Genomic DNA, 26729 nt, shown 5'->3' on the forward strand with positions numbered 1-26729 from the left:
GTACGCTGAGCGAGACGGCAAATGAATTGTAACGATCGCTATATTTAATGGTTTGCTTGATCCGTCAAGAACATTATATAGTGATCACTATAGAGCGTAGGATGGCTGAGATGAGGCAGGGAGCAGATGGCACGACCGCGGGTTCTTGATATCGATAAGGCGATTGAGACGGCGACGGACCTATTCTGGCGAAATGGCTATGAGAGGACGTCGGTTGCCGATTTGACCAACGCCATGGGTATAACGCCACCGAGCTTCTATTTTGCGTTTAGCAGCAAGGACGGTCTGTTCCTTCGGGTGCTCGAGCACTATCTCGAAACGCGCTTAAGCTACGCTGAGGCGGCGTTGAACGAGCCGACCGCGCGAGGCGCCGCCGAACTCATGCTCTGTCGCATGGCCGATCTTTACACGGACGCCTCTCATCCGCCCGGATGCCTGGCGGTAAACTGCGCGCTGGCGGGCGCCGATGACGCAGGTCCGATCCGAGGCGAGCTATCAAAGCTTCGCGAAGCCCGGCGTGCGAGATTGCGCGATCGGCTTCAGGAGGCGAAAGCGTCCGGGGATCTGCCTCCTGGTGCTGATCCCGACGAACTCGCTCGTTTCCTAATGTCCGTTGGATGGGGGATGGCCTTCGACGCCCGATCGGGTGCAAAACGAGAGCAGCTTTACGGCACGGTCGAGAGAGCGCTCAAGGCGTGGCCGAGTTGATAGTGAACGTCGACAATGGCCGCTCCCGGCGGAAAGACGCCCTCGGCAACTTCACACCCTCTCCACAAATCCGTCCAACACCCTTTTCTGCCCCGCTCGATCGAAATCGATCGTCAGCTTGTTCCCCTCGATCTCGCAGACATTGCCGTTGCCAAACTTGATGTGGAACACGCGGTCGCCTACGGCGAATTTGGAGGGTTCGGCGGAGGTGGATTTGGCCACGAGTTCGCCGTCGATTGTGCGGGTTTTGGGACCGCTTTCGCCGTAGCCGATGCGTTCGACGGCGTGGCCTGAGCGCGAGCCCCAGTTGTCGCGGGTGGCGTCGGTCTTGTTCGCCTGGGCGCGCTTCCAGCCCGGGGTGGAATAAGAGTTGGCGAAGGGGTCTGCCTTGTCGAAGCGCGACTGGCCGTAACCACCTCTGCCGTAACCGCCATAGGATTGCTCCATCTCGGCGACTTCGACGTGCGTTTCCGGTAATTCGTCGAGGAAGCGCGAGGGGATCGTGGATTGCCAGAGGCCGTGAATGCGGCGATTGGAAACGAACCAGATGTGGCAACGGCGCTTTGCACGGGTGAGGCCGACATAGGCGAGGCGGCGTTCTTCCTCCAGGCCGGCGCGGCCGCTTTCGTCGAGGGAGCGCTGGTGCGGGAACAGGCCTTCTTCCCAGCCGGGCAGGAAAACGGTTTCGAATTCCAAGCCCTTGGCGGAGTGCAGCGTCATGATCGAGACGGCGTCCATATCCTCGTTCTGCTCGGCGTCCATAACGAGGGCGACGTGTTCGAGGAAGCCGCGCATCGACTCGAAGCTGTCCATCGAGCGGATGAGCTCCTTCAGGTTTTCCAACCGTCCCGGTGCTTCCGCCGATTTGTCGTTTTTCCACATGTCGGTATAACCCGACTCCTCGAGGATCTGCTCGGCAAGCTCGGTGTGCGGAGTGTTCTCGAGAAGACCCTGCCAGCGACGGAAGGATTGCACGACGTCGAACAGTGCCTTGCGCGGCTTCGGCTTCATCTCATCGGTTTCGATGATGTCAGCTGCCGCCGCCAACATCGGAATGTCGCGGACGCGGGCATAATCGTGCAATGCGCGCACGGTGGTGTCGCCAAGACCGCGCTTCGGCGTGTTGACGATGCGCTCGAAGGCAAGGTCGTCGGCCGGCTGGCAGACGAGACGGAAATAAGCCATGGCATCGCGGATTTCGAGGCGCTCGTAGAAGCGCGGGCCGCCGACGACGCGGTAGTTGAGGCCAAGCGTGACGAAGCGATCTTCGAACTCGCGCATCTGGAAGGAGGCGCGCACCAGAATCGCCATGTCGTTGAGATTGTGCCTGACACCGCTGGAATCGCCGCGCTGAAGCTGCTCGATCTCCTCGCCGATGGCGCGGGCTTCCTCCTCCGAATCCCAGGAGGCATGCACCTGCACCTTGACGTCGTCGGGATCGGAGCGGTCGGTGAACAGCGTCTTGCCGAGCCGGCCCTCATTATGCGCGATCAGATGCGCGGCGGCACCGAGAATGTGCTCGGTGGAGCGGTAGTTGCGCTCCAGCTTGATCACCTTGGCGCCGGGAAAATCCTTTTCGAAGCGCAGGATGTTGTCCACTTCCGCGCCGCGCCAGCCATAGATCGACTGGTCGTCATCGCCAACGCAGCAGACATTCTGCAATTCGCCCTTTGGCCGCTGCGCCAGCAGACGCAGCCACATATATTGCGCCGTGTTGGTGTCCTGATACTCATCGACGAGGATATAGCGGAAACGCTGGTGGTATTCCTTCAATACATCCGGGTTCTGTCGGAACATATTGATCGGATGCAGCAAAAGGTCGCCGAAGTCGCAGGCATTGAGCGTCTTCAGGCGGGCCTGATAGGCGGTATAGAGTTCGCGGCCCTTGCCGTTGGCGAAGGCGCGGGCATCGCCCTCGGGAATCTCGGCCGGGCTGAGACCCTTGTTCTTCCAGGTATCGATCATCCCCGCGAATTGCTTGGCCGGCCAGCGCTTGTCGTCGATGCCCTCTGCCTGGATCAGCTGCTTGATCAGCCGCACGACATCGTCGGTGTCGAGAATGGTGAAGCTGGAGGCGAGGCCCACCAATTCGGAGTGACGGCGCAGCAGCTTGACGCCGATCGAGTGGAAGGTGCCGAGCCAGGGCATGCCTTCGACGGCGCCGCCGACGAGCAACGCGATACGTTCCTTCATCTCGCGCGCGGCCTTGTTGGTGAAGGTGACGGCGAGAATTTGCGAGGGGAAAGCGCGGTTCGTGGAAAGGATATGGGCGATGCGGGTCGTCAGCACGCGGGTTTTGCCAGTGCCTGCGCCAGCGAGCACGAGAACCGGCCCATCCAACGTCTCGACTGCTTCGGCTTGTTCCGGATTGAGGCCGGCGAGATAGTCGGGCCGGCGGCCGCTATCACGCGCCGCCATGGCGCGGGCCGCGATGCCGCCGCCTGCGGGGCCGGGTGCGGGCGCAGGCCGGCGCATCGCCGCATGCGGAGCAAGGTGCTCCGGCTCCTCGTCAAAGAAGGGAATGTCGTCATGTCCGATAGTCATGCGGCTCAATGTAATGATTCTGCCCCGAAAGGCAAAAGAAACGGCCGGGAAATAGAACAAAAAGTGCACATTTTTCCGTGCGCAAGCCTTTGAATAATTCACCTCGCGTATTCTGCGGCCGTTTACTGGCGAGCATCGAAACGTGCCGTTGTTCACGGCAAGATTACAACTTCGTCATAATGCCGTGCAAATCTTGCCGCAGAACGGCAAAAGATCGATATTGCTGAAAATAGGGCGGAATCGTGCGGCATATTGCCACTTCGCCTGTAGCGTGGTCCCGAGAAACGCGAAGGATTCTTGGAGAGACCATGCTGAATTTACGACGCGATTTCATCGCCTCTGACAACCCGAGCCGGAGACGTGCATGACCGCCTGGAAGCAGCTTTTCCTATCTCTCATCGTGCTCGTGGCCGGATGCGCCGCGGCGTTGATTTTCGTGCCCGGCACGGCCGGATTGCTGACGAAAATCGGCGTTCCTCAGCCATGGGTGGCGGTAGTTGCACCGGCTGACGGCAGAGACGAAGCGGGAAAGGGCAATGCCGCTACGCCCGGCAACGGGCGGCATGGCACCAATACGCCGCTGGTGGTGACTGAGGCCGTGGTGAGTGGCGTGGTCAACGATCGTCTCAGCGCCATCGGTACCGGCGATGCCATCCGCTCCGTCGTGGTCACGCCGCAGGCGGCGGGCATGATCCGCGAGATCCTCATCAAATCCGGCGACCGGGTGAAGCACGGGCAGGTCCTGGCTCGCCTCGACAATGACGAGCAGATCATCGCCCGGGGCCAGGCGGAAGTGGCGCTGAAGAGCGCAGCCGAGAAATCGGAGCTCTATCACACCATCAAATCCAGCGTGTCCCGCATGGATGTTTTCGACGCCGAAATCGCCGAACAAGGTGCAAGGCTGGCGCTGCAGTCGGCCGAGCTGGCGCTGAAGCGTCGGGATATCGTCGCGCCGATCGACGGCATTGTCGGCATTGTGCCCGTCGTCATCGGCGACAACGTCACCACGACGACCAGCATCGTCACGCTCGACGACCGCTCCGAAATCCTTGTCGACTACTGGGTACCGGAGCGTTTCGCCAACACGGTCAAGGTCGACCAGCCGGTCGACGCGACATCGGTGGCTCTGCCGGGGCGACAGTTCTCGGGCGCTGTGGAGGCGGTGGACAACCGGATCGACGGCACCAGCCGGACACTGCGTATCCGCGCTCGTATCGACAATGCATCCGACGAGCTACGCGCCGGCATGTCCTTCAATGTCGGCATGCGTTTTGCCGGCGAGACCTATCCTTCCGTCGATCCGCTGTCGGTGCAATGGGACGGAGAGGGTTCCTATGTCTGGCGCATCGTCGACGGCAAGTCGTCCAAGGTGCGCGTCAACGTCGTGCAGCGCAATCCGGATGCGGTGCTGGTCAAGGGCGCTCTCGAGAATGGTGACCTGATCGTCACCGAAGGATTGCAGCGGGTAACCGAGGGCGGTGCGGTGCGCTTTGCCCGTGATGTTGCCGAGGCGGCGGAGGTCGTCACGCAATGATGGGGCATCACAACGACGCTGGCGACGCTGCTGAGGCCGGCACAGGTACCGGCAAACAAACTTTCACCGCTCTCTTCGTGCGCCGGCCGATCCTGGCGCTGGTTTTCAATACGCTGATGGTCGTTGCCGGCCTTGCCGCCTATTTCGGCGTCGAGGTGCGTGAGCTGCCCGATGTCGACCGTCCCGTGGTGACCGTGCGGACCATGTTCGATGGCGCCGCGCCGCAGACCGTGGACCAGGAGCTGACCAAGGTTATCGAAGGTGCGGTCGCACGCGTCAGCGGCTTGAAATCGATGTCTTCGAACTCCTCCTTCGGCCAGAGCCGCGTGACGCTTGAATTCACCACTGCGACCGATCTTTCCGTCGCTGCCAATGATGTTCGCGATGCCATCGGCCGTGTCGCAGAGCAGTTGCCCGAGGAAGCGGATGCGCCGCAGATCGTCAAGGCGGATTCGGATTCGCAGCCGATCATGCGCCTTGCCGTCACCTCCAGCACGCTGACCATGGACGACTTGACGCAACTGGTCGACAACGAGATCACCGACCGCTTGGCCTCCGTCGATGGTGTTGCCGATGTGGAGCTCTACGGCGACCAGGAGAAAATTTTCCGTATCGATGTCGATCAGGCAGCGCTTGCCGGGCGTGGGCTGACAATCGGCGATCTGACGACGGCGCTCGCGACGGCCGCGCTGGATGTCCCGGCGGGATCGCTGAAGAGCACGCGGCAGGATATCGTCGTGCGCGCGACGGCCGCGCTGCAGACGCCCGAGGATTTCTCACGGCTAATCATCAAGGATCGCATCCGGCTGGCCGATGTCGCGACCGTGACGCTCGGCCCCCGTGACGGCACGACAGCGCTGCGCTCCAATGGCGTGCAGGGCGTGGGCCTTGGTATCATCCGCCAAGCACAGTCGAATACGCTGAACATCTCCAACGGCGTGAAAGCCGTGGTGGCGCAATTGTCGAAATCGCTGCCCGAAGGCACCCGCATCGCCATCACCAGCGATGACGCCGTGTTCATCCAGGGGGCGATTCATGAGGTGGTACTGGCGCTGGTGCTGTCGGCGTTGATCGTCACCGTCGTGATCTATCTCTTCCTGCGGGACTGGCGCGCGACATTGATCCCGGCCGTCACCATGCCGGTCGCGCTGACGGGCACGCTGGCGGCGCTTTATATGGTCGGTTTTTCCGTCAATATCCTGACGCTACTGGCGATCGTGCTCGCGACCGGCCTTGTGGTCGACGACGCCATCGTCGTTCTCGAAAACATTGTACGGCGCAGGTCGGAAAAGATGGGACCGCGGGCGGCCGCCGTTCTTGGCACGCGCGAGGTCTTCTTCGCAGTCATCGCGACGACCGCGACCCTTGCCGCCGTCTTCATTCCGCTGTCCTTCCTGCCAGGACAGGTGGGCGGCCTGTTCCGTGAGTTCGGCTTCGTGCTCGCCTTCTCCGTCGGTCTGTCGTCGATCGTGGCGCTGACGCTTTGCCCGATGCTGGCCTCGCGCATGCTGACCAAGGAGATGCGCGAAGATCACGGCATGCTCGGCCGCTTCGGCGAGCTGTTTTCCAGCGTCTATCGCCGCACGCTCCGGGCCTGCCTGAATGCGCCGCTGGTGGTCATGGTCTTCTGCGCGATCTTTTCCGCCGCCGCGGTCCTCGCTTTCATGGGCGTCAAGAGCGAGCTGACGCCGAATGAGGACCGTGCCATGGTGATGCTGAGATTGACCACGCCGCAAGGCGCGAGCCTCGACTACACCAAGGATCAGTTGCAGCGTGTCGAGGAGAATCTGCAGCCATTGATGGATAGCGGCGACATCCGCAACGTCTATGCGATCTCCGGCCAGAATGGGCAGATGAACAGCGGCTTCATGGTATTGACGCTCGCGCCCTGGAGCGACCGCCATCGCACGCAGACTGAAATTGTCGCCGATATCAACAGGGCAATGGCCCAGGTGCCTGCGCTGCGCGGCAATGTCATCCAATCGAACAGCCTGCGCATCCGTGGTGCCGGCAGTGGCGTGCAAATGGCACTGACCGGCAATGACCACGAGGCGCTGACGCAAGCGGCCCTGAAGCTGGTGCAGGCGCTGGACGCCACCGGGCAGTTCGATACGCCACGGTTGAACAACGAACCGACGCAGGCGCAGGTCTCCGTCGCGATCGACCGTGAGCGCGCCTCCGATCTCGGTGTCGATATCACCGGCCTGTCGACGGCGCTGCAATCGCTGCTCGAAGGGCGCTCCGTCGTCGATGTCTTTGTCGCCGGCGAGGCCTATCCGGTGCTTCTGACTTCGACCATGCGGCCGATCGACGATCCGACCGATCTCGAAAACGTTTTCCTGAAGACTGGTGACGGCAAGATCGTACCGATGTCCGTCATCGCCAGCCTGAAGGAGGGGGCGGTCGCGCCGCAGCTCACCCGCGAGCAACAGCTTGCTTCCGTCGCTATCACCGCCGGCCTGAAGCCCGGCATGTCGCTCGGCCAGGCGGTCGAGCAGGTGACGGCGATCGCCGCGCCGCTCTTGCCGCCCGGTGCACGGTTGATCCCTCTCGCGGAGGCAGCGACGCTGGAGGAGAATTCCAGCGGCATGGCGCTGACCTTCGGCTTTGCCATCGTCATCATCTTCCTGGTGCTTGCCGCACAGTTCGAAAGCGTGCTGTCGTCATTGATCATCATGTCGACGGTGCCGCTCGGCCTTGCCTGCGCCGTGTTCGCGCTCGTCATCACGGGTTCCAGCCTCAACATCTACAGCCAGATCGGGCTCGTGCTGCTTGTCGGCGTGATGGCAAAGAACGGCATCCTGATCGTGGAGTTCGCCAATCAATTGCGTGACAAGGGCGAGAGCGTGCGCGCGGCAATCGAAAAAGCCTGTGCGCTGCGTCTGCGCCCGGTGATGATGACGATGATCGCCACCATTCTCGGCGGCGTGCCCTTGGTATTCGCCCACGGGGCGGGCGCGGAAGCGCGAATCGCGCTCGGTTGGGTGATCGTTGGCGGCCTTGGTTTTGCGACCTTGGTGACGCTTTACATCACACCCGTCGCCTATCTCCTGATCGCCCGCTTCGCCAAGCCGCAGGCGCATGAGGAGCTGCGCCTGCACGAGGAGATGTCGGAAGCGGCGTTGCGCGCAAAGGTGACCAAGCTCAGGGCGGCGGAGTAACCGCGATCTCAACAAGACGGGTCATTTCCGGGTCGATGGGCGATTTATGGTAAATCGCCCGTTTCGATTATCCCTTTTTTAAGCATGATTGCTAATCATAGGTGCCTGTAACCGCTGGAGTTCAGGCGCTGTTTTTGCCGGGCTCAACGTTCGCCGACTTGGTCGGCCCGCGCGCATGAAAGCTCGCGGCATGGTTCCAATGTCTCCTTGTGCTTGTTGCGTATTGTTGTGTCCGGAGTCCATGTGCCGTGAGTATTTTTTCGACCTTCATCAGGGTTAGTTCCCCTGTCACCACCGCCCTTGAAGTCCTTAGAAACACCCAGTCAAATCTGAGTGTCGCACAGCGTCAGATGTCATCCGGTCTGCGTGTGCAGAGCGCCAAGGATGACGCTACCTATTGGACAATCTCGACATTGACACGCACCGATATCGGCGCTGTCTCGGCAGTGCAGGATGCGCTCGGGCTTGCATCCGCCACGGTCAGTACCGCCTCCACGGGCATCAACAGCGCAATCGATATCGTGACTGAGATCAGGTCGAAATTGGTGACCGCCTATGAAGGCAGCGTCGACAAGACCAAACTCAACGACGAGATCACCGAGCTCAAGGACCAGCTCCGCAGCGTCGGCGAGTCGGCGAGCTTCAATGGCGTTAATTGGGTGATGCTCCAGGATGGTGACGATCCGACCGAGCCACATCAGATTCCCGGCTCCTTCATCCGTCATACCGATGGCACGGTTTCGGTCGGCATGCTGAACTACGAAGGCGTCAGCTCGACCAGCGGTCCTATCGTATCGACGGATGCAAGATACCTGATCGACGATCAATCAAGCGGCACCGGCGGTTATGGTGTGCTCACCTCCACTGCCTTTGCAACGGAAGCGGGGGCAGCCAAGAACTATGTGCTGATCGGCAGCAAGAACGGCGACACGAGCGGGCAGGTAGAGATTTCGCTCGACGCCAATACGACACAGGGCGATTTGGTGGATATGGTCAATACCGTCACCGCGATGCTGCATCAAATGAACACGATAGGATCGGCCTTCGGCTCGTTGGAGACGCGTGTCACCCTGCAAAACCAATTCGCCAGCAATCTCAGCGATTCGCTCACCAGCGGCGTCGGCAAGCTGGTCGATGCCGACATGGAGAAGCAATCAAGCAGGGTATTGGCGCTGCAGACCCAGCAGCAATTGGGGTTGCAATCGCTGTCGATTGCCAATGCAAGCTACGACACCGTCAGACAGCTTTTCCAGAACCTCTGATCGCGCAGAGCCTGGATTTCAAGGGAAATAGGCAGAGGTCGGCAGAGCGCATCCCATTTCCTCGACGCCGTCGGTCTCGGGGAAAGCACTCCGGAGCAATGGCTGGGCAGCTCGCCAGCAGGTGCGCGAAAATTGCGCTTCATCATATTGCCGCAATGCTTCATATCTGCTGCGGACCATCGAACCGGAGAGCGACGATTCCATGATCAAGAAATTTGCCATCCTTGCCATCTCGGCAGCCTTTCTCAATGCATGCACGACGACCGACCCTTATACGGGTGAGCAGAAGGTGTCCAACACGGCGGGAGGTGCCGCGATCGGCGCCGGCGTCGGTGCGGTTGCCGGCCTTCTCATCGGCCATTCGCCGGCCTCGCGTCGCAATGCTGCGCTGATCGGCGCCGGCGTCGGTGCGCTCGCAGGTGCCGGTATCGGCAACTACATGGACCAGCAGGAGTCCGAGCTGCGTGCCCAGCTCCAAGGCACCGGCGTTTCCGTGACACGCGTCGGCGATCGCATCATTCTCAACATGCCTTCGGCGATCACCTTCGATATCGACAGGGATGCGGTCAAGCCGGAGTTCTATCCGACTCTGAATTCGGTTGCGATCGTATTGCGTAAGTTCAATCGCACGCTGATCGACGTCAACGGCCATACGGACTCGACCGGCAGCCTGCAGCATAATCAGGATCTGTCCGAGCGCCGCGCCGATTCGGTTGCCGCTTATCTTTCGAGCCAGGGCATCGACCAGCGTCGCGTCTCCGCCGTTGGCTTCGGACCGACGCAGCCGGTCGCCACCAACGCGACGGAAGCAGGCCGCGCCCAGAATCGCCGTGTCGAAATCCAGATCGCGCCGATCACCCAGAACGGCTGACGTGACATCGATATTCAAACAAAGACGGCCGGGCTTGATGACCCGGCCGTTTTGTTTGACTGCAGTTCATTCACGAATGCATCGTTGCGCCCTTGGTGATCTTGTCGACGATCTTCTTGTCGGCGCGCAACGCGATGCCGACCACCTTGGCGTCTTCGGGAGTAAATTCGGAGAAGACGGCGCGATTGGCAACGTCATGGCCGGTCGAGAACATTTCCTCGATAAAGATTGACGAGGTGACGCCGCGTTCCAGGGAGCGGCGATGGATCGTGGCGATCGTCGCTTCGTCGGCGGATAGAACGATCATCGGTTGGATCGACAGCGCGTTGTACGTGTTGCCGGCGCGATCACGATAGGGTTCGCCGATGATATCAGGAAACTGACCGACAATGCCGGTGGACAGGAAGGCAGTCACATTCAGTTTTTGCCAGGATTGAAGATTGCTTCGCAGAACGATCGCGATTTTGGTATTGAACATTGATTGTCTCTCTTATGCAGTCTGGGAATGAGCCGTTGTCCGAGGATGTTGCCGGCCGGATCTTCGAAGGTCTTGAACGTTCGTGCACGATGCCGGAAGCGAACCGCATCGTATCCGCACCCGCTTACCCCGGTATCGAGCGCATCCAGGCGCAATTCCATGGTGATGCGTTCGAACCGCACCGGCACGACACCTACGGCCTCGGCGTCACCATCCGTGGTGTGCAAACCTTCAGCTATCGCGGCGAGCGGCGCTACAGCCTGCCGGGCCGGGTGATCGTCCTTCATCCGGACGAGCTGCATGACGGCGGCGCCGCGACCGACGACGGGCTGCTCTACCGCATGCTCTATCTCGAACCGTCGATGCTGATGCAATGCCTGGAAGCCGCGCGCATCGGCTTGCCCTTTGTCGATGAGCCCGTGGTCGAGGACAAGCGTCTCGCCGGCCTGCTGCTGTCAGCGCTGGGCGAGCTCGACCGCGAGTTGGACGAACTCTTCGTCGATGATTTCGTCTCGCGGCTGGCAACGGGGCTCGCGTCACATGCGCGCCTGCCGCAAAAGCCGCTGGGAAGCGTTGCCTGGGGACAGGTGAAAACGGCGCGCGACTATCTGGAAGTACATGCCATGCGGGATGTCCGTTCGGCGGAACTGGAGCGCATCACCGGCCTCGACCGTTTTGCGCTCTCACGTCATTTCCGCGCCGCTTTCGCTACCAGCCCACATCGCTTCCTGCTAATGCGACGGCTGCAACGGGCCAAGGCGATGATAGCCGATGGCGAGCCGATCGCCGAGGTCGCTGCCGCCACAGGTTTTGCCGATCAAAGCCATCTGACACGGCATTTCAAGAAGGCATTCGGCATGGCGCCGGGCGCTTGGGTTGGAATGCTCGGGAACACGCGGGTGCGAGATTAACCGGCAGCCCTTTCGGCAGGTCTCAATGCACGCCGAGAAAATGTTAGAGTTCCGGCATTTGCGGATTGGCAAATACGTCGCCCGGCGGACCAATTTCATGGACGCGACCCCGGTGCATGAAGACGACGCGCGAGCAGACGTCACGAGCGAACTTCATTTCGTGCGTCACCATCAACAACGTCATGCCATCACCGGCAAGTTCGCGGACGTGCGTGCACCTTTTGAGAGAGCTTTGTGCTGACTGCATCGAATTCCGCCCAAAATAATTGCAGATTTTGCATGCCGCGTAGTCTGCGCATCGCCTAACGACGATAGCGTCCGGTCGTGTTTATTTCCCTGGATATCCTTGACTGGACAGGCTGGCTCAGTTGCCCCATACAACCCATGAAGGCGAGGGAGATCGGTGCAATGGCTTTAACGGATATGATGGCGGGCATGGGTCGCGAAGCCGGTATCGCACCGGCTCCCAAGCAGATTTTTCGCGCTGGTTTAGTGCCGGGCCGAGTGGTTGCTGTCGCCGCTTCCTTCGCTGCTCTTCTTGGAAGCAGTCCCGCCTTTTCCCTGCAGGTCGAAGGGCATGAAGCCTTCATCGTCGATCGCTGCGGTGGCGACTATGATTGCAAGGATGTGAAGCTGGTGGTGCTCAATGACAAGCACGACAAAGCAGATATCTATAGCGGCAATGAGGTTAACGATCACGAGGCGGATGGCACGCCAAGCCACGTCTCCGGCTATGCGTTCAAATACAATGGCGGCAATCTCAGCATATCCCAGGTCGGGACTCCATCGCAGTTGAACGGCAAGGCGACCGAGGTGAAATTCACCAATGGCGTCGCATTCGAATCGGACAAGAATTACGTCTATGTCTACAGCACCTGCGATGCGGACGGAGCGAGCAGTGTCGCCGGTATTACGACCTCCTGCGATCTGAACTATATCGGCGTCGACAAGAAAACGTCGAACGCAATCCAGATTGGCGGGCACTATACGCCTTTGGCTGCTGCGACGGCCGGGCACGCCGATTTGTGCAAGGCCGGCGTGATGGCCGGACAGTTTTCCTTTCTCAACAACGGTTACGAATATCGCCTTTCCAGCGACCTCTGCCCGGAGGGAAAAAGCACACTCGCGATCATTTCCAACAATGTGGTGAAGTCGAGTTTCGATCTGCAAATGCGGCCGCTTGCGGGGAGCAATTGAGACCGCTCGATCTGGAGTCACCGATACAGACGCCGCGCGGAAACTACGGGCTATTTCGTGACTGGACAGCAAAGCTTTGATGTCCCATAGAACCGCAAAAAGGGTTAACGCGCCTGCGATACTTGTGATGGGAGATCGGAAACATGGCTCTGGCTGATGCAAAGGCGGGGATACGCAACGAGGCGGGCATTACTGCCGTCCTCGGTGTCCTGAAGCAGGCCTTCGGCGAGCGTTTCCAGACTGGCGAGAGCTTTCGCGCCCAGCACGCCCATACGACCACCTATATCCCGGCGCAGCTTCCAGATGGGGTGGTTTTCGCCGAGACGAGCGACGATGTGAAAGCGGTCGTCAGAGCCTGCGCGGAATACAAGGTGCCGATCATCGCCTACGGCACCGGCTCTTCGCTCGAGGGGCAGGTGAATGCGCCGCATGGCGGAATTTCCATCGATTTCAGCCGGATGAATCGGGTGCTTGAAGTGAATGCGGAGGATCTCGACTGCACGGTCGAGCCTGGCGTCACCCGCGAACAGCTCAACACCTATCTGCGCGATACCGGCCTGTTCTTCCCGATCGATCCCGGCGCCAATGCCTCGATCGGTGGTATGGCGTCGACGCGTGCTTCAGGCACCAACGCGGTGCGCTACGGCACGATGAAGGATAATGTACTCGCCGTAACCGCGGTCACCGCCAATGGGGAGGAGGTCCGTACCGCCCGTCGTGCCAGGAAATCATCCGCCGGCTATGATCTGACCCGGCTCTTTGTCGGTGCCGAGGGAACGCTCGGCGTCCTGACGTCGGTAACGCTACGCCTGCAGGGCATTCCACAGAAGATCGCCGGCGGCGCGTGCGCCTTTCCGAGCGTGAAGGCGGCTTGCGATGCGGTCATCATGACCATCCAGATGGGCATTCCGGTCGCTCGCATCGAACTCCTGGACGCCGTCCAGATGCGGGCCTGCAATCGCTATTCCGGCCTGACCTATGACGAGCAGCCGACATTGTTCGTGGAGTTTCACGGTACGGACGAGACGGTCGCGCTGCAATCGGCTCAATTCGGCGAGATCGCGGCCGAATGCGGCGGCGGGGAGTTCCTCTGGACCAGCAATCTCGAAGAGCGCAACAAACTCTGGAAGGCGCGCCACGACGCCTATTGGGCGGCGCGGGCTTTGGCGCCGGAATTGGCCGCGTTGTCGACGGACGTGTGCGTACCGATCTCGAAACTTGCCGAATGCGTTGCCGCGACTCAGGCCGATATCGAGGAACACGGATTGCTGGCGCCGATCGTCGGTCACGCCGGCGACGGCAATTTCCATGTCCTGGTGCTGTTCGACGACAAGACGCCTGAAGGTATTGTCGTCATCGAGGCCTTCGTTGCACGGCTGAATGCGCGGGCGCTGGCCATGGAGGGTACTTGCACCGGCGAGCACGGTGTCGGGCAGGGAAAGATGTCGTTTCTCGAACAGGAGCTTGGCGGCGCCGTCAATCTGATGCGCCAGGTCAAACAGGCGCTTGATCCGGATGCGATTTTCAACCCTGGCAAGATATTCCACGGCAACTGAAAAATGGAATATTGCCATGATCTTGGCTTGCCCCCGGCGTGAATGGCGTTAGGCTAGCACATCCCGTTTTCAGATGGCGTCATGGAAAGCGGTTAAGATGCCCTAGATTTGCAGCATGGTCCCAAGAATTGCGACGCAGTTCGGATAGGGATCAGGCTTAGGCTGAAGATCTAAGGCGTATGTGTCCGTTTGAATAAGTGGCGCTTTGATATCGTAATTGGAATGCAGAATGGAGACGGTGTGCATTGTTAGGTAAGGTCCTGGTTTTCCTGGGGGGAGTACTCGTAGTAGTGCTGTTCGTGGCGCTGCTTGCTCCGCTCTTCATAGACTGGACCGATTTTCGCAAGAATTTCGAGGATCAGGCGAGTCGGATCATCGGCAAGAAGGTGACCGTTCATGGCACCGTTGACGCTCGTCTTTTGCCCTTTCCTTCCGTGACATTGCATGATGTTCGCGTAGGGCAGGAAGCCGACGGAACGCCGCTGGTACAGATCGCCCAATTCTCCATGGACGCCGAGCTGGCGCCATTCCTGTCCGGCGAAGCCCTGATCTTCGATATGCGTGTTTCCGAGCCGAAAGTACGTCTACGGCTGTTGAAGGACGGCACGCTCGACTGGATGCGCGGCAGCCAGCCGGAAATTCCCGCCAAGTCGGTGGTGCTGGAGGGTGTGCATGTCGACGGCGGCGACATCCAGTTCATCGACGAGCAATCCGGCCGCACGCGGCACATCACCGGCTTGAACGCGGAAATGTCCGCGCGATCGCTGGCAGGTCCGTGGCGAATCGATGGCGATGCAGCGCTCGACGGCGAGCACGGCAATTTCAGCATCTCCAGCAGCCAGCCTGACGACAACGGCGTATTGCGTGTTCGCACGCGACTGCTGCCGGACCGCCATCCACTCAATATCGATCTCGACGGCGAGTTGAAGCTGGTCAACAGCAAGCCGGACTATATCGGCCTGTTCACGGCGGGGATTGAAGATAAGCAGACACACAAACCCGCCGACGAGCAGGTTCAGCCTCGCGCCAAAGGTCGCTTCGAGCTGACCAACGAACGCATACGGATCCCCGAATATCGCCTCGAGGTGGGTGCTACGGATGACCCCTATGTCGTGACAGGGGAGGCGACGCTGGACACCGGCACCAAGCCGGAGTTTCTGTTGACCGCCGATGGCCAGCAGATCGATGTCAACCGCCTCGGCAACACTCAAGGCACCAACGGCAAGACCAACCGCAATCCCGCGGTCTCAGCACGTCAGCGGCTGAACAGCCTGATTGCGGTCGCAGCCGAAATCCCGGTGCCACAGGTGCCTGGCAAGGCGACTTTCCGCCTGCCGGCGATTGTTGCCGGCGATACGACCATCCGTGATGTACAGCTCGACCTGGAGCCTGCCGGAACCGGCTGGAAGGTCGACCATGCGATCGGCACTCTGCCGGGCCGCACCCAGGTCGAGGCCAAGGGCAATTTGATGCTGCAGGGCGAGCCGAATTTCATCGGCAACCTCGTTGTCGCCTCCAGCCAGCCATCCGGCCTAGCATCATGGCTGGTGGGTTCGGTCGATCCGGCGATCCGGCAGTTGCGACAGGCAGGCTTCTCCGCCGATGTCAGCCTGCGTCATGAGGAGCAGCGCTTCGAAAATCTTGAAATTGCCATCGGTTCGGCCACGCTCAAAGGCCAGCTCGACCGGCAGGCGGCGGCCGATAACCAGGCGCCGAAGCTTGCCGTCGATCTCAGTGGCGACGCGCTCGATCTCGATGCGCTGAGGGCGCTCACCGGCTTGTTCACCGGCCAGGATGCTGGCGAGACCCTGCTTGATCACCGGATTACGGCACATCTGAAAGCGGATAAATTCGCCGCTTTCGGCGTGCAGGCCGACAATGTCGAGACATCGTTTTCGATTGCGGATGGCGCGCTGACGCTTGACAAGCTTGCAGTGCGCAATGTCGCCGGCGCCGAAATTACCGCGACGGGTCGTGCCGATGGTTCGCTGCTGGACTATAAGGGTTCGGGCGAAATCACCTTCAAGGCAGCCGATCCCGGCCCGTTCTTCGACATGCTGAGCCAGCATCTGCCACATCACCCGGCGATGGATCGGCTGGTTCGTAATGCTGCCTGGTATGGAAATACTGCGCTGCGCGGCGCGCTGACGCTCGGCGGCGATCAGGGTGATGGGCTGGCGGTGACGCTCGCCGGCGTTTCCAACGGCAGCCGCGTCAATCTCGATTATCGCATGTCCGACCTGCTGGCGCTGACGGGCAAGGGGACGACGACGCTCGAGGCGACGCTCGAGAATTCGGTGACCTCTATCCTGTTCGGGCAGGCGGGGCTCGATCCGCTGCCAGTCGAAGCCGATGCCAACGGCCGCCTGACGCTGAAGGTGACGGCAAACGGCACCGATCCGGCGGATGCGGCGCTGACATTTGCCACCGACAAGACCTCGTTCACCGCCAATGGCAAGGTGGACGTGCGTCCCAACAGCTTCCTCAACGGCAATATCGCGCTTTCGCTCGAAAGTGCCGATCTCGATCCCTATTTCGTCATGAATGGTATTGGCGTGCCACAGATGGGTACGGGCTTGCCGGTTAAATTCCAGGCGAACGCTACACTCGATGCCGACAAGGTCGTGCTGTCGGATATGAAGGGCCAGCTTGCCGACAACAATGTTTCGGGCGCACTGACCTTTGATCGCAAGGCCCAGAATATCAAAGCGACCGGCGAACTGGCGCTCGACAAGGCCGATCTCGGCTGGTTCGGCGAAGCGATCTACGGGCCGATGACGGATGCGACAACGGGCAACCTGACGAAAGCCAAGCTCGGGCTGCCGATGTTCAGCGGTCTCGATCTCAGCATCAAGCTTTCGGCCAAGCAATTGTGGCCGGGCATCTTCGGTCCGATCTCGGATTTCAGCGCAAATGCTGCCTATAAGGGCGAGGAGCTGCGGCTGAACGACATTGCCGGTGCCTGGAACGGCGGCACGCTCGCCGGCAACCTGATGTTTGCGAATTCCGACGGTACCGGATTGATGCAGACCAAACTCAACCTCGCCAACGGCGATCTTGCCGCCGTGGCCTGGCAGCGCGATGGTGCGCCGCTCGCCAATGGCCGTTTCGGCTTGGGGTTGAGCATGGAGGCCAGCGGCAAGAGCTTGGGTGAGCTGGCCGCCAACGCCAGCGGTTCCGGTGAGATCAAGCTTGGCGACACACATGTGCGCGGCCTCAATCTTTCTGTGTTGCCGCCACTGTTGTCGGCCACGGACCAGATTCAGGGCGATATCACTGCCGACAAAGTGTTGCCGATTGTGCAGACTTTGCTCAACAATGGTGAAGCGGCCCTGCCTGCGATGAGCATACCCTTCAACATTTCGACTGGTGTCATCCGGGCGACCAATATCAGTGCCGGCAACGACCTGGCGAAGCTTTCCGGCAATGCCGAGATCAGCCTGCCGGATGAGCGCATGCGCGGCTCGCTCGGCATCGATTTCAATGCCGGCAACGAGGCTTTAAGCGGCGCCGAACCGGCGTTGCGCCTCGATTTCGCCGGTCCGTTGGCGACGCCAGGCCGGACGATGGATGTAACCGACATCACCAGCTTCCTGTCGCTGCGCGCCTTCGAACGCGAGCGCCAGCGCGTCGAGCGGCTTCAGGCGAGCGTATTGGAAAAGCAGCGGCTGCGGCGCGAGGTGGCGCTCTATAAATATACCGCCGTTGCACGCGAAGCTCAGCGTCAGCGCGATGCGGTAATCGAACAGCAGCGAAGCGCCGAGGAGAAGCGCCTGAGGGAGCTGGCGCGCCAGGCCGCGGCAGAAAGGCAGGCGGAAGCCGCAGCCAAGGCAAAGGCCGATGCGGAAGCCAAGGCGAAGGCCGATGCGGAAGCCAAAGCGAAGGCCGACGCGGAAGCCCGCGCGAAGGCCGAAGCGCAGCAATTGCCGGCTCTTAACGGACAAGCGCCGCAGACGAGTGCACCGCTGAACTTTAATGGCCTTCCCGGCATCGCTAGGTAGGATGCGCTCCCCGACTATGCCAGAGCCGCCCCGTTTTCAGATGGACTTTGCTGGGAGCGGGTGGATCCTTTTGAGCACAAGAGTGAAAGATCGATCGCATTCCAAGGTCTGTGGACATTCAATCGCACAAAGCAGGTTCGGTGGTGTCTCAGTTTGAGTTCTTTGCCACACTGCTTTGTTGGAAGTGTTCGACGGCACCATCAAACTGAACCCAATTGTGTTTCGACTGCTCAAAAATCGATCTGACGGGGGCAGGGTATTTGGGGTCTGCCAGCGCGCCCACTGCAACGCCGATAAACGACGGTAGGTTGTCGGCCTTCCAATAGATCGTTGACCCGCAGTTTGGACAAAAATAGGTGTGGACCTTCCCGCCGCTTGCTGCATCGCGGGTGAACTCTTTCGGAGTTCCGGAAATGGCGACGGCGTCGGCCGGATAGAAGGCGCCCACGCCAAATGGCGCGCCGGTTCTTCGTTGGCAGTCAAGACAATGACAGGCGACAACCAATTTTGATGGCTGTGAAAGCGTTAGCGTCAGAGCGCCGCAACTGCATCGGGCATCAGCCATTGGAAAACCCTCCCTTTTCTGAAGCGAGATCGCGTTGAGATTTCAAACTGAGACATCACCGGGGAGCGCCGCTGCCGTCGTTCCGCCCAAGGCCGACCGATCCAAGCGCGTCTCGTGCGACTTCGAGATTCGCAAATGGCGCCATCTGGTCGAGAATTTTTTCTGTAATTCAAGGCGAACGACGTATCGCCGCTCGTTACGAAAAAAACTGACGTGAGCTTCGCGGCAATGGTCCACCTCGTCAGCTCACTCCTGGCCATCCTGTGAATATCCACCGGCCCTGGGGCTGGGGGTTCAGCCTTTCAGTAAACCGCAGAAGTGCCCTATCTTTTGTTTTTCGCAGTTCCGGCGGAAAACCGCTTCGCACCTTTGCTGGAATTGCGCTAACGCGCCACACTTTAGGTGCGATCCTTCAGCCATTTCAGCACATAGAGCCGAAGCGCCGAGGAAAGGTTGCTCGCTGCATCGCGCCCGTCGTCGATTTCAGAGATCAACGCCGCAAGCGACGTGCCGCGCGCATTGGCGATGGCCTTCAGTTCGGTCCAGAAGGCGTCCTCAAGGGAAAAGCTTGTGCGATGGCCATGGAGCGTCGCGGAATGTTTGCGGATCATCGGCGGATCGATCAAAAAAAGTTCGGAACGGGAGAAGTGATTCTAAAAATGATTGAAAATGCTGGGGTAATTGTTTGATTTCGGAAGGGCTTCGATCTTGGTTCAGCAATTTAATCGTCGGTATTGGATGGTTCGATGTGGCCGGCCTCGTGCGCTTTCGAGGCCTTATCGTTGAGCGCCTTGGTCAGGTGCCTTTCCGCTTTCGTGCGGCCGAACGTAATCCGATTCTGTTCCGCCTGCTTTTCTTTTTCAGAGCGGCTCTGCTTCTTGCGGAACTGGCGTAGATTAACGATTTCGGCGCTCATCGATGTCTCCCCCAACTGCCGATGTGAAACGGGAAGCTTACGCTTCCCGAATGCTATTGCTTCTTGCGGAATGCGTCGAGGGAGACGACCGATCCCGGTTTCTTCTCCTCGCCGTCCTTGGCAGCCGCAGGCTCTTCGCTGTTCTCCGCCGATACCGGATAGGCGGTGATCTCGCCGGAGGGCATTTCCTCGTCTTCGGCGAGCGGCACATCGAATTCCAGCTCGAAATTCACGGACGGATCGTAGAAGCCCCGGATCGCGTTGAACGGGATGACCAGCTTTTCCGGGACGTCGGAGAAGGAAAGACCGATCTCGAACAGGCTCTCGGTGACCTTCAGATCCCAGAATTGATGCTGGATGACGATGGTCATCTGCTCCGGATATTTCGACTTCAGGTGCTGCGAAATGCGCACGCCGGCCGCACCGGTCAGAAATGTGATGAAGAAATGATGGTCACCGGGCAGACGGCCGGTAGCGCCGACCTCAGTCAACACCTTGCGGATGACCCCACGCAGGGCGTCCTGTGCCAAAATGTCGTAGCGGATATGATCCTGCCCCATGCTTTCCTGTCTTTCGTTGGCCATGTTTTTTCTAAGGCTTATGCCACGCCGAGCGCAAGCGGGAAACCCCCGTGCGCGAGTCACCACCTGATCATACATAATATCGAAGAGAGGGAGAAGGTGAAGGCTTCTGTTGCCAGGTGCCTTCGAACCCCGCCTAAGAGTGCGACCCCTTAGGACTTTATTTGAAGTGCCACACTGCGATTAAGCAGCGAGACGAGCTTCCGCATAGTTGTCGTTTGCAACTACAATTTTAGCCCGATAACGGTGGTACAATGCCGAGCGAAAAGTCGATCTTTACACCCTTGTCGATCCTGTTTCGCCCCCATCAAAAGCCGGTCTGACCCGGCCGGTTTTTGGTGGAGGCGCCGGGTACCGCCCCCGGGTCCAATAGGTTTATTACACCGCTCATTTATCGCCATAGCCGGCCCGAAGACCGGCATGGCTGATATAGTGTTTTCCTCAGGCGAAGGGAAGGGGATTTGTCATAAATGCTTCGCTCGAACACCGGTTTGCCGCAACAATCGATCGGCGGGGCGCGAGAATTGCAGGGATTATCCTTGCCCATGGTTGGTTTCGTGCCGACTTGCCATTAAATTGGGGAGGAATGGAATCGGCGGCGGGTGCGATGAAGCAATATCTCGATCTCTTGAAGCATGTGATGGATAACGGCATTGACCGCGGCGACCGTACCGGTAAAGGCACACGCTCGGTCTTCGGTTATCAGATGCGCTTTGACCTTTCAGAAGGCTTTCCGGTGCTCACCACCAAGAAGCTGCATCTGCGCTCGATCATCCATGAGTTGCTATGGTTTCTGCAGGGTGAGACGAATATCCGTTATCTCAAGGAGAACGGCGTTTCGATCTGGGATGATTGGGCCGACGAAAACGGCGATCTCGGCCCGGTTTACGGCTATCAATGGCGTTCCTGGCCGGCACCTGACGGCCGCCATATCGACCAGATTGCCAATCTGATCGAGGGGCTGAAGACGAACCCGAATTCCCGCCGCCATATCGTTTCCGCCTGGAACCCAGCGGAGGTCGATGATATGGCGCTGCCGCCGTGCCATTGCCTCTTCCAGTTCTATGTTGCCGACGGCAAGCTTTCCTGCCAGCTCTATCAACGTTCCGGGGACACCTTCCTCGGTGTGCCCTTCAACATCGCCTCCTACGCTCTGCTGACGTTGATGGTGGCGCAGGTGACGGGGCTCAAGCCCGGCGATTTCGTGCATACACTGGGTGACACCCACATCTATTCCGACCATTTCGAGCAGGTCAGATTGCAGTTGACCCGTACCCCGAAAAAACTGCCGACCATGCGGCTCAACCCGGCAGTGAAGAACATCTTCGATTTCAAGTTCGAGGATTTCTCTTTGGAAGGCTACGAGGCCGACGCGCATATCAAGGCGCCGATCGCCGTCTGAGGGTGAAAGATGGCAGAACCCGTAAAAACCATTCTCGTTGCCGTCTCGCGCAACGGTATCATCGGCCGTGACGGGGATATGCCGTGGCGGCTGTCGTCCGATCTCAAGCGGTTCAAATCCATGACGCTCGGCAAACCCGTCATCATGGGACGCAAGACGTTTCAATCTATCGGCAAGCCGCTCCCTGGCCGGCCGAACGTGGTGATTAGTCGCGATTCCGGGTTTTCCGCCGAAGGCGTGAAGGTGGTGCATTCGCTCGGCGAAGCCATCGACGCCGCGAGCCGCCTTGCGGCAGACACCGGTGTTGGCGAGATCTGCATCCTCGGAGGCGGTGAAATCTATCGGCAGGCGATCGGTCTTGTCGATCGGCTGTTGATCACGCATGTGGAAGCTGAGGTGGATGGCGACACATCCTTTCCGGCGATCGATCCGGCCCTATGGCAGGTCGAAAGCGAGCTTACCGTGCCTGCAGGCGAAAAGGACAATTATCCGACGCGTTTCGTCACCTATTTCCGGCGAAAAGCATAAAAGCTGCACGCAAAAATCAACTATTTTCCAATAAATCCGACGAACTTCCTGAAGTTGCGTTGAAAGCAGATGCGCCGATACCTATAACGGAGGACAATCGCCGCCGCCTGCGAATTTCAAAGTTTGGCGCGATACTGGGAGTCAATAAACAAAGAGGTTTGAATGCCCTGGAGCAATCAGAATGGCGGCGGCGGCCCTTGGGGCGGCGGTGGCGGTGGAAATAATCAAGGGCCTTGGGGGCAGGGACCGAACCGGCCGCGAGGAAGCGGCAGCGGTGGGCCACCGGACCTTGAAGACATCATTCGCCGTGGCCAGGACCGGCTGAGGGGGCTCGTTCCCGGCGGCTTCAATGGCGGCGCCTTTGTCATTGTCGCAGCGGTCATCGGCATTTTCTGGCTTATCCAGTGCGTCTATACGATTCAGCCGGACGAACGCGGCGTCGAATTGCGTTTCGGCCAGCCGCGCGCCGAAGTGTCTATGCCCGGCCTGCATTTCCATTTCTGGCCGATGGATCGCGTCGAGATCGTCAAGGTTACCGAACAGCAGCGCAATATCGGCGGCCGTTCGAGCTCCGGTTCGAATTCCGGCCTGATGCTGACGGGCGACCAGAACATCGTCAATGTGCAGTTCTCCGTGCTCTATACCGTCACCAATCCGCAAGCCTATCTCTTCCAGCTTGAAACTCCTGACGAGACGCTGCAGCAAGTTGCCGAAAGCGCCATGCGCGAAGTGGTCGGCCGCCGTCCGGCCCAGGATATCTACCGCGACAATCGCCAGGAAATCGCGGTCGAGGTGAGGAACATCATTCAGGATACGATGGATCGCTACGGCTCGGGCATTTCCATCAATGCCGTGCCGATCGAGGATGTATCACCGCCGCGCGAAGTGGCCGATGCCTTCGACGAGGTGCAGCGCGCCGAGCAGAACGAAGACCAGCAGGTGCAAGAAGCCAATCAATACGCCAATCAGAAGCTGGGTCAGGCCCGTGGCCGCGCGGCGCAGATTCGCGAAGACGCGGCTGCATATAAGGATCGGGTCGTCAAGGAAGCCCAGGGTGAGGCACAGCGCTTCATCTCCATCTACGACGAATACGTCAAGGCGCCTGACGTGACCCGCAAGCGGCTGTTCCTTGAAACTATGGAGGCCGTTATCGGCAATTCGAACAGCATCATCATCGACGACAAGCAGGGCGTCGTGCCGTACCTGCCGCTGAATGATCTCGGCAAGCAGTCAACGACTCAGACGGGCGGCCAGTCCGGCAAGCCTGCGACCGCACTTCAGCCGGAGGCCAAATAATGACGTCCAGCCGTTTGCCAACGATTCTCATCGCGCTCGCGGTGCTGTTGCTGATCGTTTATTCCTCGGTTTTCGTAGTCAATGCTCGCGAACAGGCGATCGTTCTGCGCTTCGGTCAGATCCGTGACGTGAAAACGGAGCCTGGTCTTTACTTCAAGCTGCCTTTTGCCTTCATGGATGCCGATCGGGTGCAATATATCCAGGATCAGGAGTTGCGCTTCGATCTGGACAATATCCGCGTCCAGGTTTCGGGCGGCAAATTCTATGAGGTCGATGCTTTCGTCGTCTACAAGATTACCGATGCCCGCAAGTTCCGCGAGACAGTATCGGGCGATCGTGATTCGGCGGAGTCTCGTCTTAGAACCCGACTCGACGCTTCATTGCGCCGGGTTTACGGTCTGCGCGGCTTTGAAGCGGCGCTGTCCAATGAACGTGCCTCAATGATGACGGAAGTGCGCGATGACTTGCATCGCGATGCGGAGACCCTCGGACTCAATATCGAGGATGTTCGCATTCGTCGCACCGATCTCACCCAGGAAGTGTCGCAGCAGACCTATGACCGCATGAAGGCCGAGCGTCTGGCCGAGGCCGAACTCATCCGCGCACGCGGCAACGAAGAAGGTCAACGTCGCCGCGCCATTGCCGATCGTCAGGTGGTTGAGATCGTCGCGGATGCGCAGAAAGATTCGGAAATCCTGCGCGGTCAGGGCGAAGCCGAGCGCAACGGCATCTTCGCGGATGCCTCATCGCGCGATCCGAGCTTCTACGAATTTTATCGGTCGATGGCGGCCTATCGCGCGTCGTTCACCTCGGGCGGCAAGACGCTGGTCCTGCCGCCGAACCAGTCGGAATTCTTCAAATATTTCGATAGTTCCGGTGGCTCGGCTCCGACATCAGGTACACCGGCGCTGGCCGCGCCGTCGACAACGACGCCCGCAAATTGACGCGTGGCAACCTGCTGAAATCCAAGGGGCTGCCTGTCGGCGGCCTCTTGTTTTTATGGTGCTTCGCGTCATTTTCAACGTAATTCCAAGGGCCGGTCAGACGTGCGAGGATTTCGCAAAAAGGTGATTTCACGCTTCATCATTCCGCCTTATGTTGATGCTTATACAAGACTTCCCTTTCTCGATGAGGATGCCTGATGGCCTCGACCAATCGCCTGCCTTTCAGACGTTCGTTCGCTCTTCTGGCCAGTGTGGCGCTGATTGTCGGTCCGACCCTGGGCGGCATCGAGCGGGCGTATGCGCAGACGACGCAGACGCCTTCCGCCGACGCGACGACGCCGCCGAATAGCGGCGCAGCGACGGGCACGCAGCCTCCGGCCAATTCGAATACCGCGACGGGAGCGCCCGGGACCGGTTCGGCTACCACGCCGGTACCAGGGACCGGTTCGACTGCCGCACCAAGCGGCGACGCGACGACTGGAACGCAGGCGCCAGCCAACTCCGGGACAACAGCACCGACAACGACCGGCGAAACGGGTCAAGCTCCAGCCACAGGTTCTACGAGCGCACCCAACGGCAATGCCGCGTCGGGCACTGAGGCGCCCGTTACCCCCAATAGTCAGACACCGGCCACGGCGACCAATCCGGCCCAGGCTCCGATGGGCGGCTCGACCGCAACGACGACCGAAAATCCAACCGTGGCGCCTAACACACCGCCGGTCACGGGCAATCCGGCGATGAGTGCCGGTCCGGCCTCGGTCGCCGATCTGGCATCCGGTCTGCTCGACGCGGTGGTCAACATTTCCACGTCCCAAAAGGTCAAGGATGAGGGCGATGGCCCGGCAACCCCCAAGGTGCCGGACAATTCGCCGTTCCAGGAATTCTTCAACGACTTCTTCAAGAACCGGAACAACGACAACAGCAACCGCAAGGTCAGCTCGCTCGGTTCCGGCTTCGTGATCGATTCATCCGGCTATATCGTCACCAACAACCACGTCATCGAAGGCGCCGACGATATCGAGGTGATCTTCCCGAACGGCACCAAGCTGAAGGCAAGGCTGATCGGCACCGACACCAAAACCGACCTTTCCGTACTCAAAGTGGAACCAAAGCATCCATTGATAGCGGTGAAATTCGGCGATTCCTCCAGGATGCGGATTGGCGATTGGGTAATGGCGATCGGCAATCCCTTTGGCCTGGGTGGCTCGGTGACTGTCGGCATCGTCTCTGCCCGTGGCCGCAACATCAATGCCGGTCCCTACGACAATTTCATCCAGACCGACGCGGCGATCAACAAGGGCAACTCCGGCGGACCGCTCTTCAACATGAAGGGTGAGGTGATCGGTATCAACACGGCTATCATTTCGCCGAGCGGCGGTTCCATCGGCATCGGGTTCGCCGTGCCGTCCGAACTGGCTGAGGGCGTTGTCAAACAGCTCATGGATTTCGGCGAAACCCGCCGTGGCTGGCTCGGCGTACGAATCCAGCCGGTAACCGACGATGTAGCCAACAGCCTCGGCCTCGATAGCGCCAAAGGCGCGCTGGTGGCCGGCGTCATCAAGGGCGGGCCGGTGGATAACGGTTCGATCAAGGCCGGCGACGTCATCTTGAAATTCGATGGCAAAAACGTTGACGAAATGCGCGACCTGCCGCGTGTCGTGGCTGAGAGCCCTGTCGGCAAGGAAGTGGACGTCGTTGTCATGCGCGACGGCAAGCAGCAGACGGTCAAGGTCACGCTCGGTCGGCTCGAGGATAGCGATCAGGCGGCCGCTGCGAGCAGCGACAACGGCAATGAGGGCGATAAGGGTGGCGGCGGCAAGGATAAGTCACCTCAGCTCGCGCCTAACGACAATGACAACGGCGGCAGCGACGGGGTCATCAATCCTGATGAGGGAGATGGCAACGATGATGGAACCGACGGGCAGGACCAGGACGACGATCAGCAACAGCAAGCGCCACAGCCGCAGGCTACCCAGGACGTGCTCGGCATGAAACTCGCGGCGCTGAACGCCGAAAACCGCAAGAGCTTCGGCATTGCCGACAGCGTCGATGGTGTGGTGATTACAGAAGTTGCACCGGGTTCGGCTGCGGCGGACAAGGGGCTGAAGCCCGGCGAAGTCGTCGTGGAAGTTGCGCAGGAGTTCGTGCAGACGCCGACCGCGGCATCAGAGAAGGTTGCATCGTTGAAGCGGGAAGGCCGCCGCAACGCACAGATGATGATCGCTTCTCCGAATGGCGATCTGCGTTTCATCGCGGTGGCGCTGGAATAGACTG

The 26729-nt window shown here is 59.8% G+C and carries 20 protein-coding genes, 1 other RNA gene and 2 pseudogenes; 15 read left to right on the plus strand and 8 right to left on the minus strand.

What is annotated here, in order from left to right:
- Positions 1 to 126: 126 nt before the first annotated feature.
- On the plus strand, positions 127 to 708 hold the full coding sequence (locus FHT86_RS03400) for a TetR/AcrR family transcriptional regulator (protein WP_133705534.1): 582 nt from the start codon (positions 127 to 129) through the stop codon (positions 706 to 708).
- A gap of 51 nt (positions 709 to 759) precedes the next feature.
- Here FHT86_RS03400 and FHT86_RS03405 read toward each other — a convergent pair whose 3' ends face one another.
- The gene (locus tag FHT86_RS03405) at positions 760 to 3252 is read right to left on the minus strand and encodes an ATP-dependent helicase (RefSeq protein ID WP_133707052.1); all 2493 of its coding nucleotides are present in this window, start codon (positions 3250 to 3252) and stop codon (positions 760 to 762) included.
- A 364-nt stretch (positions 3253 to 3616) separates the two neighbouring features.
- On the opposite strand from FHT86_RS03405, the gene FHT86_RS03410 reads away from it, so the two are divergent.
- The 4 genes from FHT86_RS03410 to FHT86_RS03425 all read left to right on the plus strand — a co-directional run bounded on the left by FHT86_RS03410 (position 3617) and on the right by FHT86_RS03425 (position 10080).
- Positions 3617 to 4786: an efflux RND transporter periplasmic adaptor subunit gene (locus FHT86_RS03410; RefSeq protein WP_133705535.1), complete on the plus strand. Its 1170-nt coding sequence runs from the start codon at positions 3617 to 3619 to the stop codon at positions 4784 to 4786.
- Complete coding sequence (locus FHT86_RS03415) at positions 4783 to 7947, plus strand: efflux RND transporter permease subunit (RefSeq protein ID WP_409527560.1); 3165 nt, start codon at positions 4783 to 4785, stop codon at positions 7945 to 7947. The genes FHT86_RS03410 and FHT86_RS03415 overlap by 4 nt, the downstream gene beginning before the upstream one ends.
- A 248-nt stretch (positions 7948 to 8195) precedes the next feature.
- On the plus strand, positions 8196 to 9209 hold the full coding sequence (locus FHT86_RS03420) for a flagellin (RefSeq protein WP_133705536.1): 1014 nt from the start codon (positions 8196 to 8198) through the stop codon (positions 9207 to 9209).
- Between the two features lie 202 nt (positions 9210 to 9411).
- A complete protein-coding gene (locus FHT86_RS03425; RefSeq protein WP_133705537.1) occupies positions 9412 to 10080 on the plus strand; it encodes an OmpA family protein in 669 nt (222 codons plus the stop codon).
- A gap of 70 nt (positions 10081 to 10150) precedes the next feature.
- On the opposite strand, the gene FHT86_RS03430 is transcribed toward FHT86_RS03425, so the two are convergent.
- A complete protein-coding gene (locus FHT86_RS03430) occupies positions 10151 to 10558 on the minus strand; it encodes a DUF2000 family protein (RefSeq protein WP_133705538.1) in 408 nt (135 codons plus the stop codon).
- Positions 10559 to 10572: 14 nt separating this feature from the next.
- On the opposite strand from FHT86_RS03430, the gene FHT86_RS03435 reads away from it, so the two are divergent.
- Positions 10573 to 11469, plus strand: coding sequence for an AraC family transcriptional regulator (locus tag FHT86_RS03435; RefSeq protein WP_409527561.1), 897 nt, complete (start codon positions 10573 to 10575; stop codon positions 11467 to 11469).
- A 43-nt stretch (positions 11470 to 11512) separates the two neighbouring features.
- On the opposite strand, the pseudogene FHT86_RS03440 reads toward FHT86_RS03435, so the two are convergent.
- A pseudogene (locus tag FHT86_RS03440) lies at positions 11513 to 11677 on the minus strand (amino acid ABC transporter ATP-binding protein); the annotation flags it as partial.
- A gap of 200 nt (positions 11678 to 11877) precedes the next feature.
- Between FHT86_RS03440 and FHT86_RS03445 the strand changes: the two are divergent.
- The 3 genes from FHT86_RS03445 to FHT86_RS03455 all read left to right on the plus strand — a co-directional run bounded on the left by FHT86_RS03445 (position 11878) and on the right by FHT86_RS03455 (position 18223).
- Complete coding sequence (locus FHT86_RS03445) at positions 11878 to 12666, plus strand: hypothetical protein (RefSeq protein ID WP_133705540.1); 789 nt, start codon at positions 11878 to 11880, stop codon at positions 12664 to 12666.
- A gap of 143 nt (positions 12667 to 12809) precedes the next feature.
- Positions 12810 to 14222, plus strand: coding sequence for an FAD-binding oxidoreductase (locus FHT86_RS03450; RefSeq protein WP_133705541.1), 1413 nt, complete (start codon positions 12810 to 12812; stop codon positions 14220 to 14222).
- Positions 14223 to 14467: 245 nt separating this feature from the next.
- Positions 14468 to 18223, plus strand: a complete 3756-nt coding sequence (locus FHT86_RS03455; protein WP_133705542.1) for an AsmA family protein — start codon at positions 14468 to 14470, stop codon at positions 18221 to 18223.
- A 148-nt stretch (positions 18224 to 18371) separates the two neighbouring features.
- On the opposite strand, the gene FHT86_RS03460 is transcribed toward FHT86_RS03455, so the two are convergent.
- A complete protein-coding gene (locus FHT86_RS03460) occupies positions 18372 to 18788 on the minus strand; it encodes a GFA family protein (protein WP_133705543.1) in 417 nt (138 codons plus the stop codon).
- A gap of 67 nt (positions 18789 to 18855) precedes the next feature.
- Here FHT86_RS03460 and FHT86_RS37720 point away from each other — a divergent pair.
- Positions 18856 to 19055: pseudogene (locus tag FHT86_RS37720) on the plus strand (IS5/IS1182 family transposase); the annotation flags it as partial.
- A gap of 131 nt (positions 19056 to 19186) precedes the next feature.
- Here the strand turns inward: FHT86_RS37720 and FHT86_RS03465 are convergent.
- From FHT86_RS03465 to ssrA, 4 genes are all read right to left on the minus strand, one after another.
- On the minus strand, positions 19187 to 19399 hold the full coding sequence (locus tag FHT86_RS03465) for a ribbon-helix-helix domain-containing protein (protein WP_133705544.1): 213 nt from the start codon (positions 19397 to 19399) through the stop codon (positions 19187 to 19189).
- 110 nt (positions 19400 to 19509) lie between these two features.
- The gene (locus tag FHT86_RS03470) at positions 19510 to 19704 is read right to left on the minus strand and encodes a DUF4169 family protein (RefSeq protein ID WP_133705545.1); all 195 of its coding nucleotides are present in this window, start codon (positions 19702 to 19704) and stop codon (positions 19510 to 19512) included.
- Between the two features lie 53 nt (positions 19705 to 19757).
- Positions 19758 to 20264 (minus strand): SspB family protein, encoded by a 507-nt coding sequence (locus FHT86_RS03475; RefSeq protein WP_133707054.1) that lies wholly within the window; start codon positions 20262 to 20264, stop codon positions 19758 to 19760.
- A 119-nt stretch (positions 20265 to 20383) separates the two neighbouring features.
- Positions 20384 to 20744, minus strand: a transfer-messenger RNA (tmRNA) gene (ssrA, locus tag FHT86_RS03480).
- 148 nt (positions 20745 to 20892) lie between these two features.
- Between ssrA and FHT86_RS03485 the strand changes: the two genes are divergently transcribed.
- The 5 genes from FHT86_RS03485 to FHT86_RS03505 all read left to right on the plus strand — a co-directional run bounded on the left by FHT86_RS03485 (position 20893) and on the right by FHT86_RS03505 (position 26725).
- Complete coding sequence (locus FHT86_RS03485; RefSeq protein ID WP_133707055.1) at positions 20893 to 21687, plus strand: thymidylate synthase; 795 nt, start codon at positions 20893 to 20895, stop codon at positions 21685 to 21687.
- 9 nt (positions 21688 to 21696) lie between these two features.
- Positions 21697 to 22215, plus strand: a complete 519-nt coding sequence (locus tag FHT86_RS03490; protein ID WP_133705546.1) for a dihydrofolate reductase — start codon at positions 21697 to 21699, stop codon at positions 22213 to 22215.
- 162 nt (positions 22216 to 22377) lie between these two features.
- Positions 22378 to 23511: an FtsH protease activity modulator HflK gene (gene hflK, locus FHT86_RS03495; protein ID WP_133705547.1), complete on the plus strand. Its 1134-nt coding sequence runs from the start codon at positions 22378 to 22380 to the stop codon at positions 23509 to 23511.
- The gene (gene hflC / locus FHT86_RS03500) at positions 23511 to 24455 is read left to right on the plus strand and encodes a protease modulator HflC (protein WP_133705548.1); all 945 of its coding nucleotides are present in this window, start codon (positions 23511 to 23513) and stop codon (positions 24453 to 24455) included. Before hflK ends, hflC begins: the two co-directional genes overlap by 1 nt.
- 197 nt (positions 24456 to 24652) lie before the next feature.
- Positions 24653 to 26725 (plus strand): Do family serine endopeptidase, encoded by a 2073-nt coding sequence (locus FHT86_RS03505; RefSeq protein ID WP_246779366.1) that lies wholly within the window; start codon positions 24653 to 24655, stop codon positions 26723 to 26725.
- Positions 26726 to 26729: the final 4 nt, after the last annotated feature.

It is taken from the genome of Rhizobium sp. BK313 (assembly GCF_014193655.1).
Classification (GTDB): Bacteria; Pseudomonadota; Alphaproteobacteria; order Rhizobiales; family Rhizobiaceae; genus Rhizobium.

Coding starts and splice junctions, on each gene's coding strand:
- FHT86_RS03475 (WP_133707054.1), bottom strand. CDS start 20,264: ATGGGGCAGGATCATATCCGCTACGACATTTTGGCACAGGACGCCCTG.
- FHT86_RS03450 (WP_133705541.1), top strand. CDS start 12,810: ATGGCTCTGGCTGATGCAAAGGCGGGGATACGCAACGAGGCGGGCATT.
- FHT86_RS03410 (WP_133705535.1), top strand. CDS start 3,617: ATGACCGCCTGGAAGCAGCTTTTCCTATCTCTCATCGTGCTCGTGGCC.
- hflK (WP_133705547.1), top strand. CDS start 22,378: ATGCCCTGGAGCAATCAGAATGGCGGCGGCGGCCCTTGGGGCGGCGGT.
- FHT86_RS03460 (WP_133705543.1), bottom strand. CDS start 18,788: ATGGCTGATGCCCGATGCAGTTGCGGCGCTCTGACGCTAACGCTTTCA.
- FHT86_RS03425 (WP_133705537.1), top strand. CDS start 9,412: ATGATCAAGAAATTTGCCATCCTTGCCATCTCGGCAGCCTTTCTCAAT.
- FHT86_RS03445 (WP_133705540.1), top strand. CDS start 11,878: ATGGCTTTAACGGATATGATGGCGGGCATGGGTCGCGAAGCCGGTATC.
- FHT86_RS03485 (WP_133707055.1), top strand. CDS start 20,893: ATGAAGCAATATCTCGATCTCTTGAAGCATGTGATGGATAACGGCATT.
- FHT86_RS03400 (WP_133705534.1), top strand. CDS start 127: ATGGCACGACCGCGGGTTCTTGATATCGATAAGGCGATTGAGACGGCG.
- FHT86_RS03405 (WP_133707052.1), bottom strand. CDS start 3,252: ATGACTATCGGACATGACGACATTCCCTTCTTTGACGAGGAGCCGGAG.
- FHT86_RS03505 (WP_246779366.1), top strand. CDS start 24,653: ATGGCCTCGACCAATCGCCTGCCTTTCAGACGTTCGTTCGCTCTTCTG.
- FHT86_RS03470 (WP_133705545.1), bottom strand. CDS start 19,704: ATGAGCGCCGAAATCGTTAATCTACGCCAGTTCCGCAAGAAGCAGAGC.
- FHT86_RS03465 (WP_133705544.1), bottom strand. CDS start 19,399: ATGATCCGCAAACATTCCGCGACGCTCCATGGCCATCGCACAAGCTTT.
- FHT86_RS03435 (WP_409527561.1), top strand. CDS start 10,573: ATGCAGTCTGGGAATGAGCCGTTGTCCGAGGATGTTGCCGGCCGGATC.
- FHT86_RS03490 (WP_133705546.1), top strand. CDS start 21,697: ATGGCAGAACCCGTAAAAACCATTCTCGTTGCCGTCTCGCGCAACGGT.
- hflC (WP_133705548.1), top strand. CDS start 23,511: ATGACGTCCAGCCGTTTGCCAACGATTCTCATCGCGCTCGCGGTGCTG.
- FHT86_RS03415 (WP_409527560.1), top strand. CDS start 4,783: ATGATGGGGCATCACAACGACGCTGGCGACGCTGCTGAGGCCGGCACA.
- FHT86_RS03430 (WP_133705538.1), bottom strand. CDS start 10,558: ATGTTCAATACCAAAATCGCGATCGTTCTGCGAAGCAATCTTCAATCC.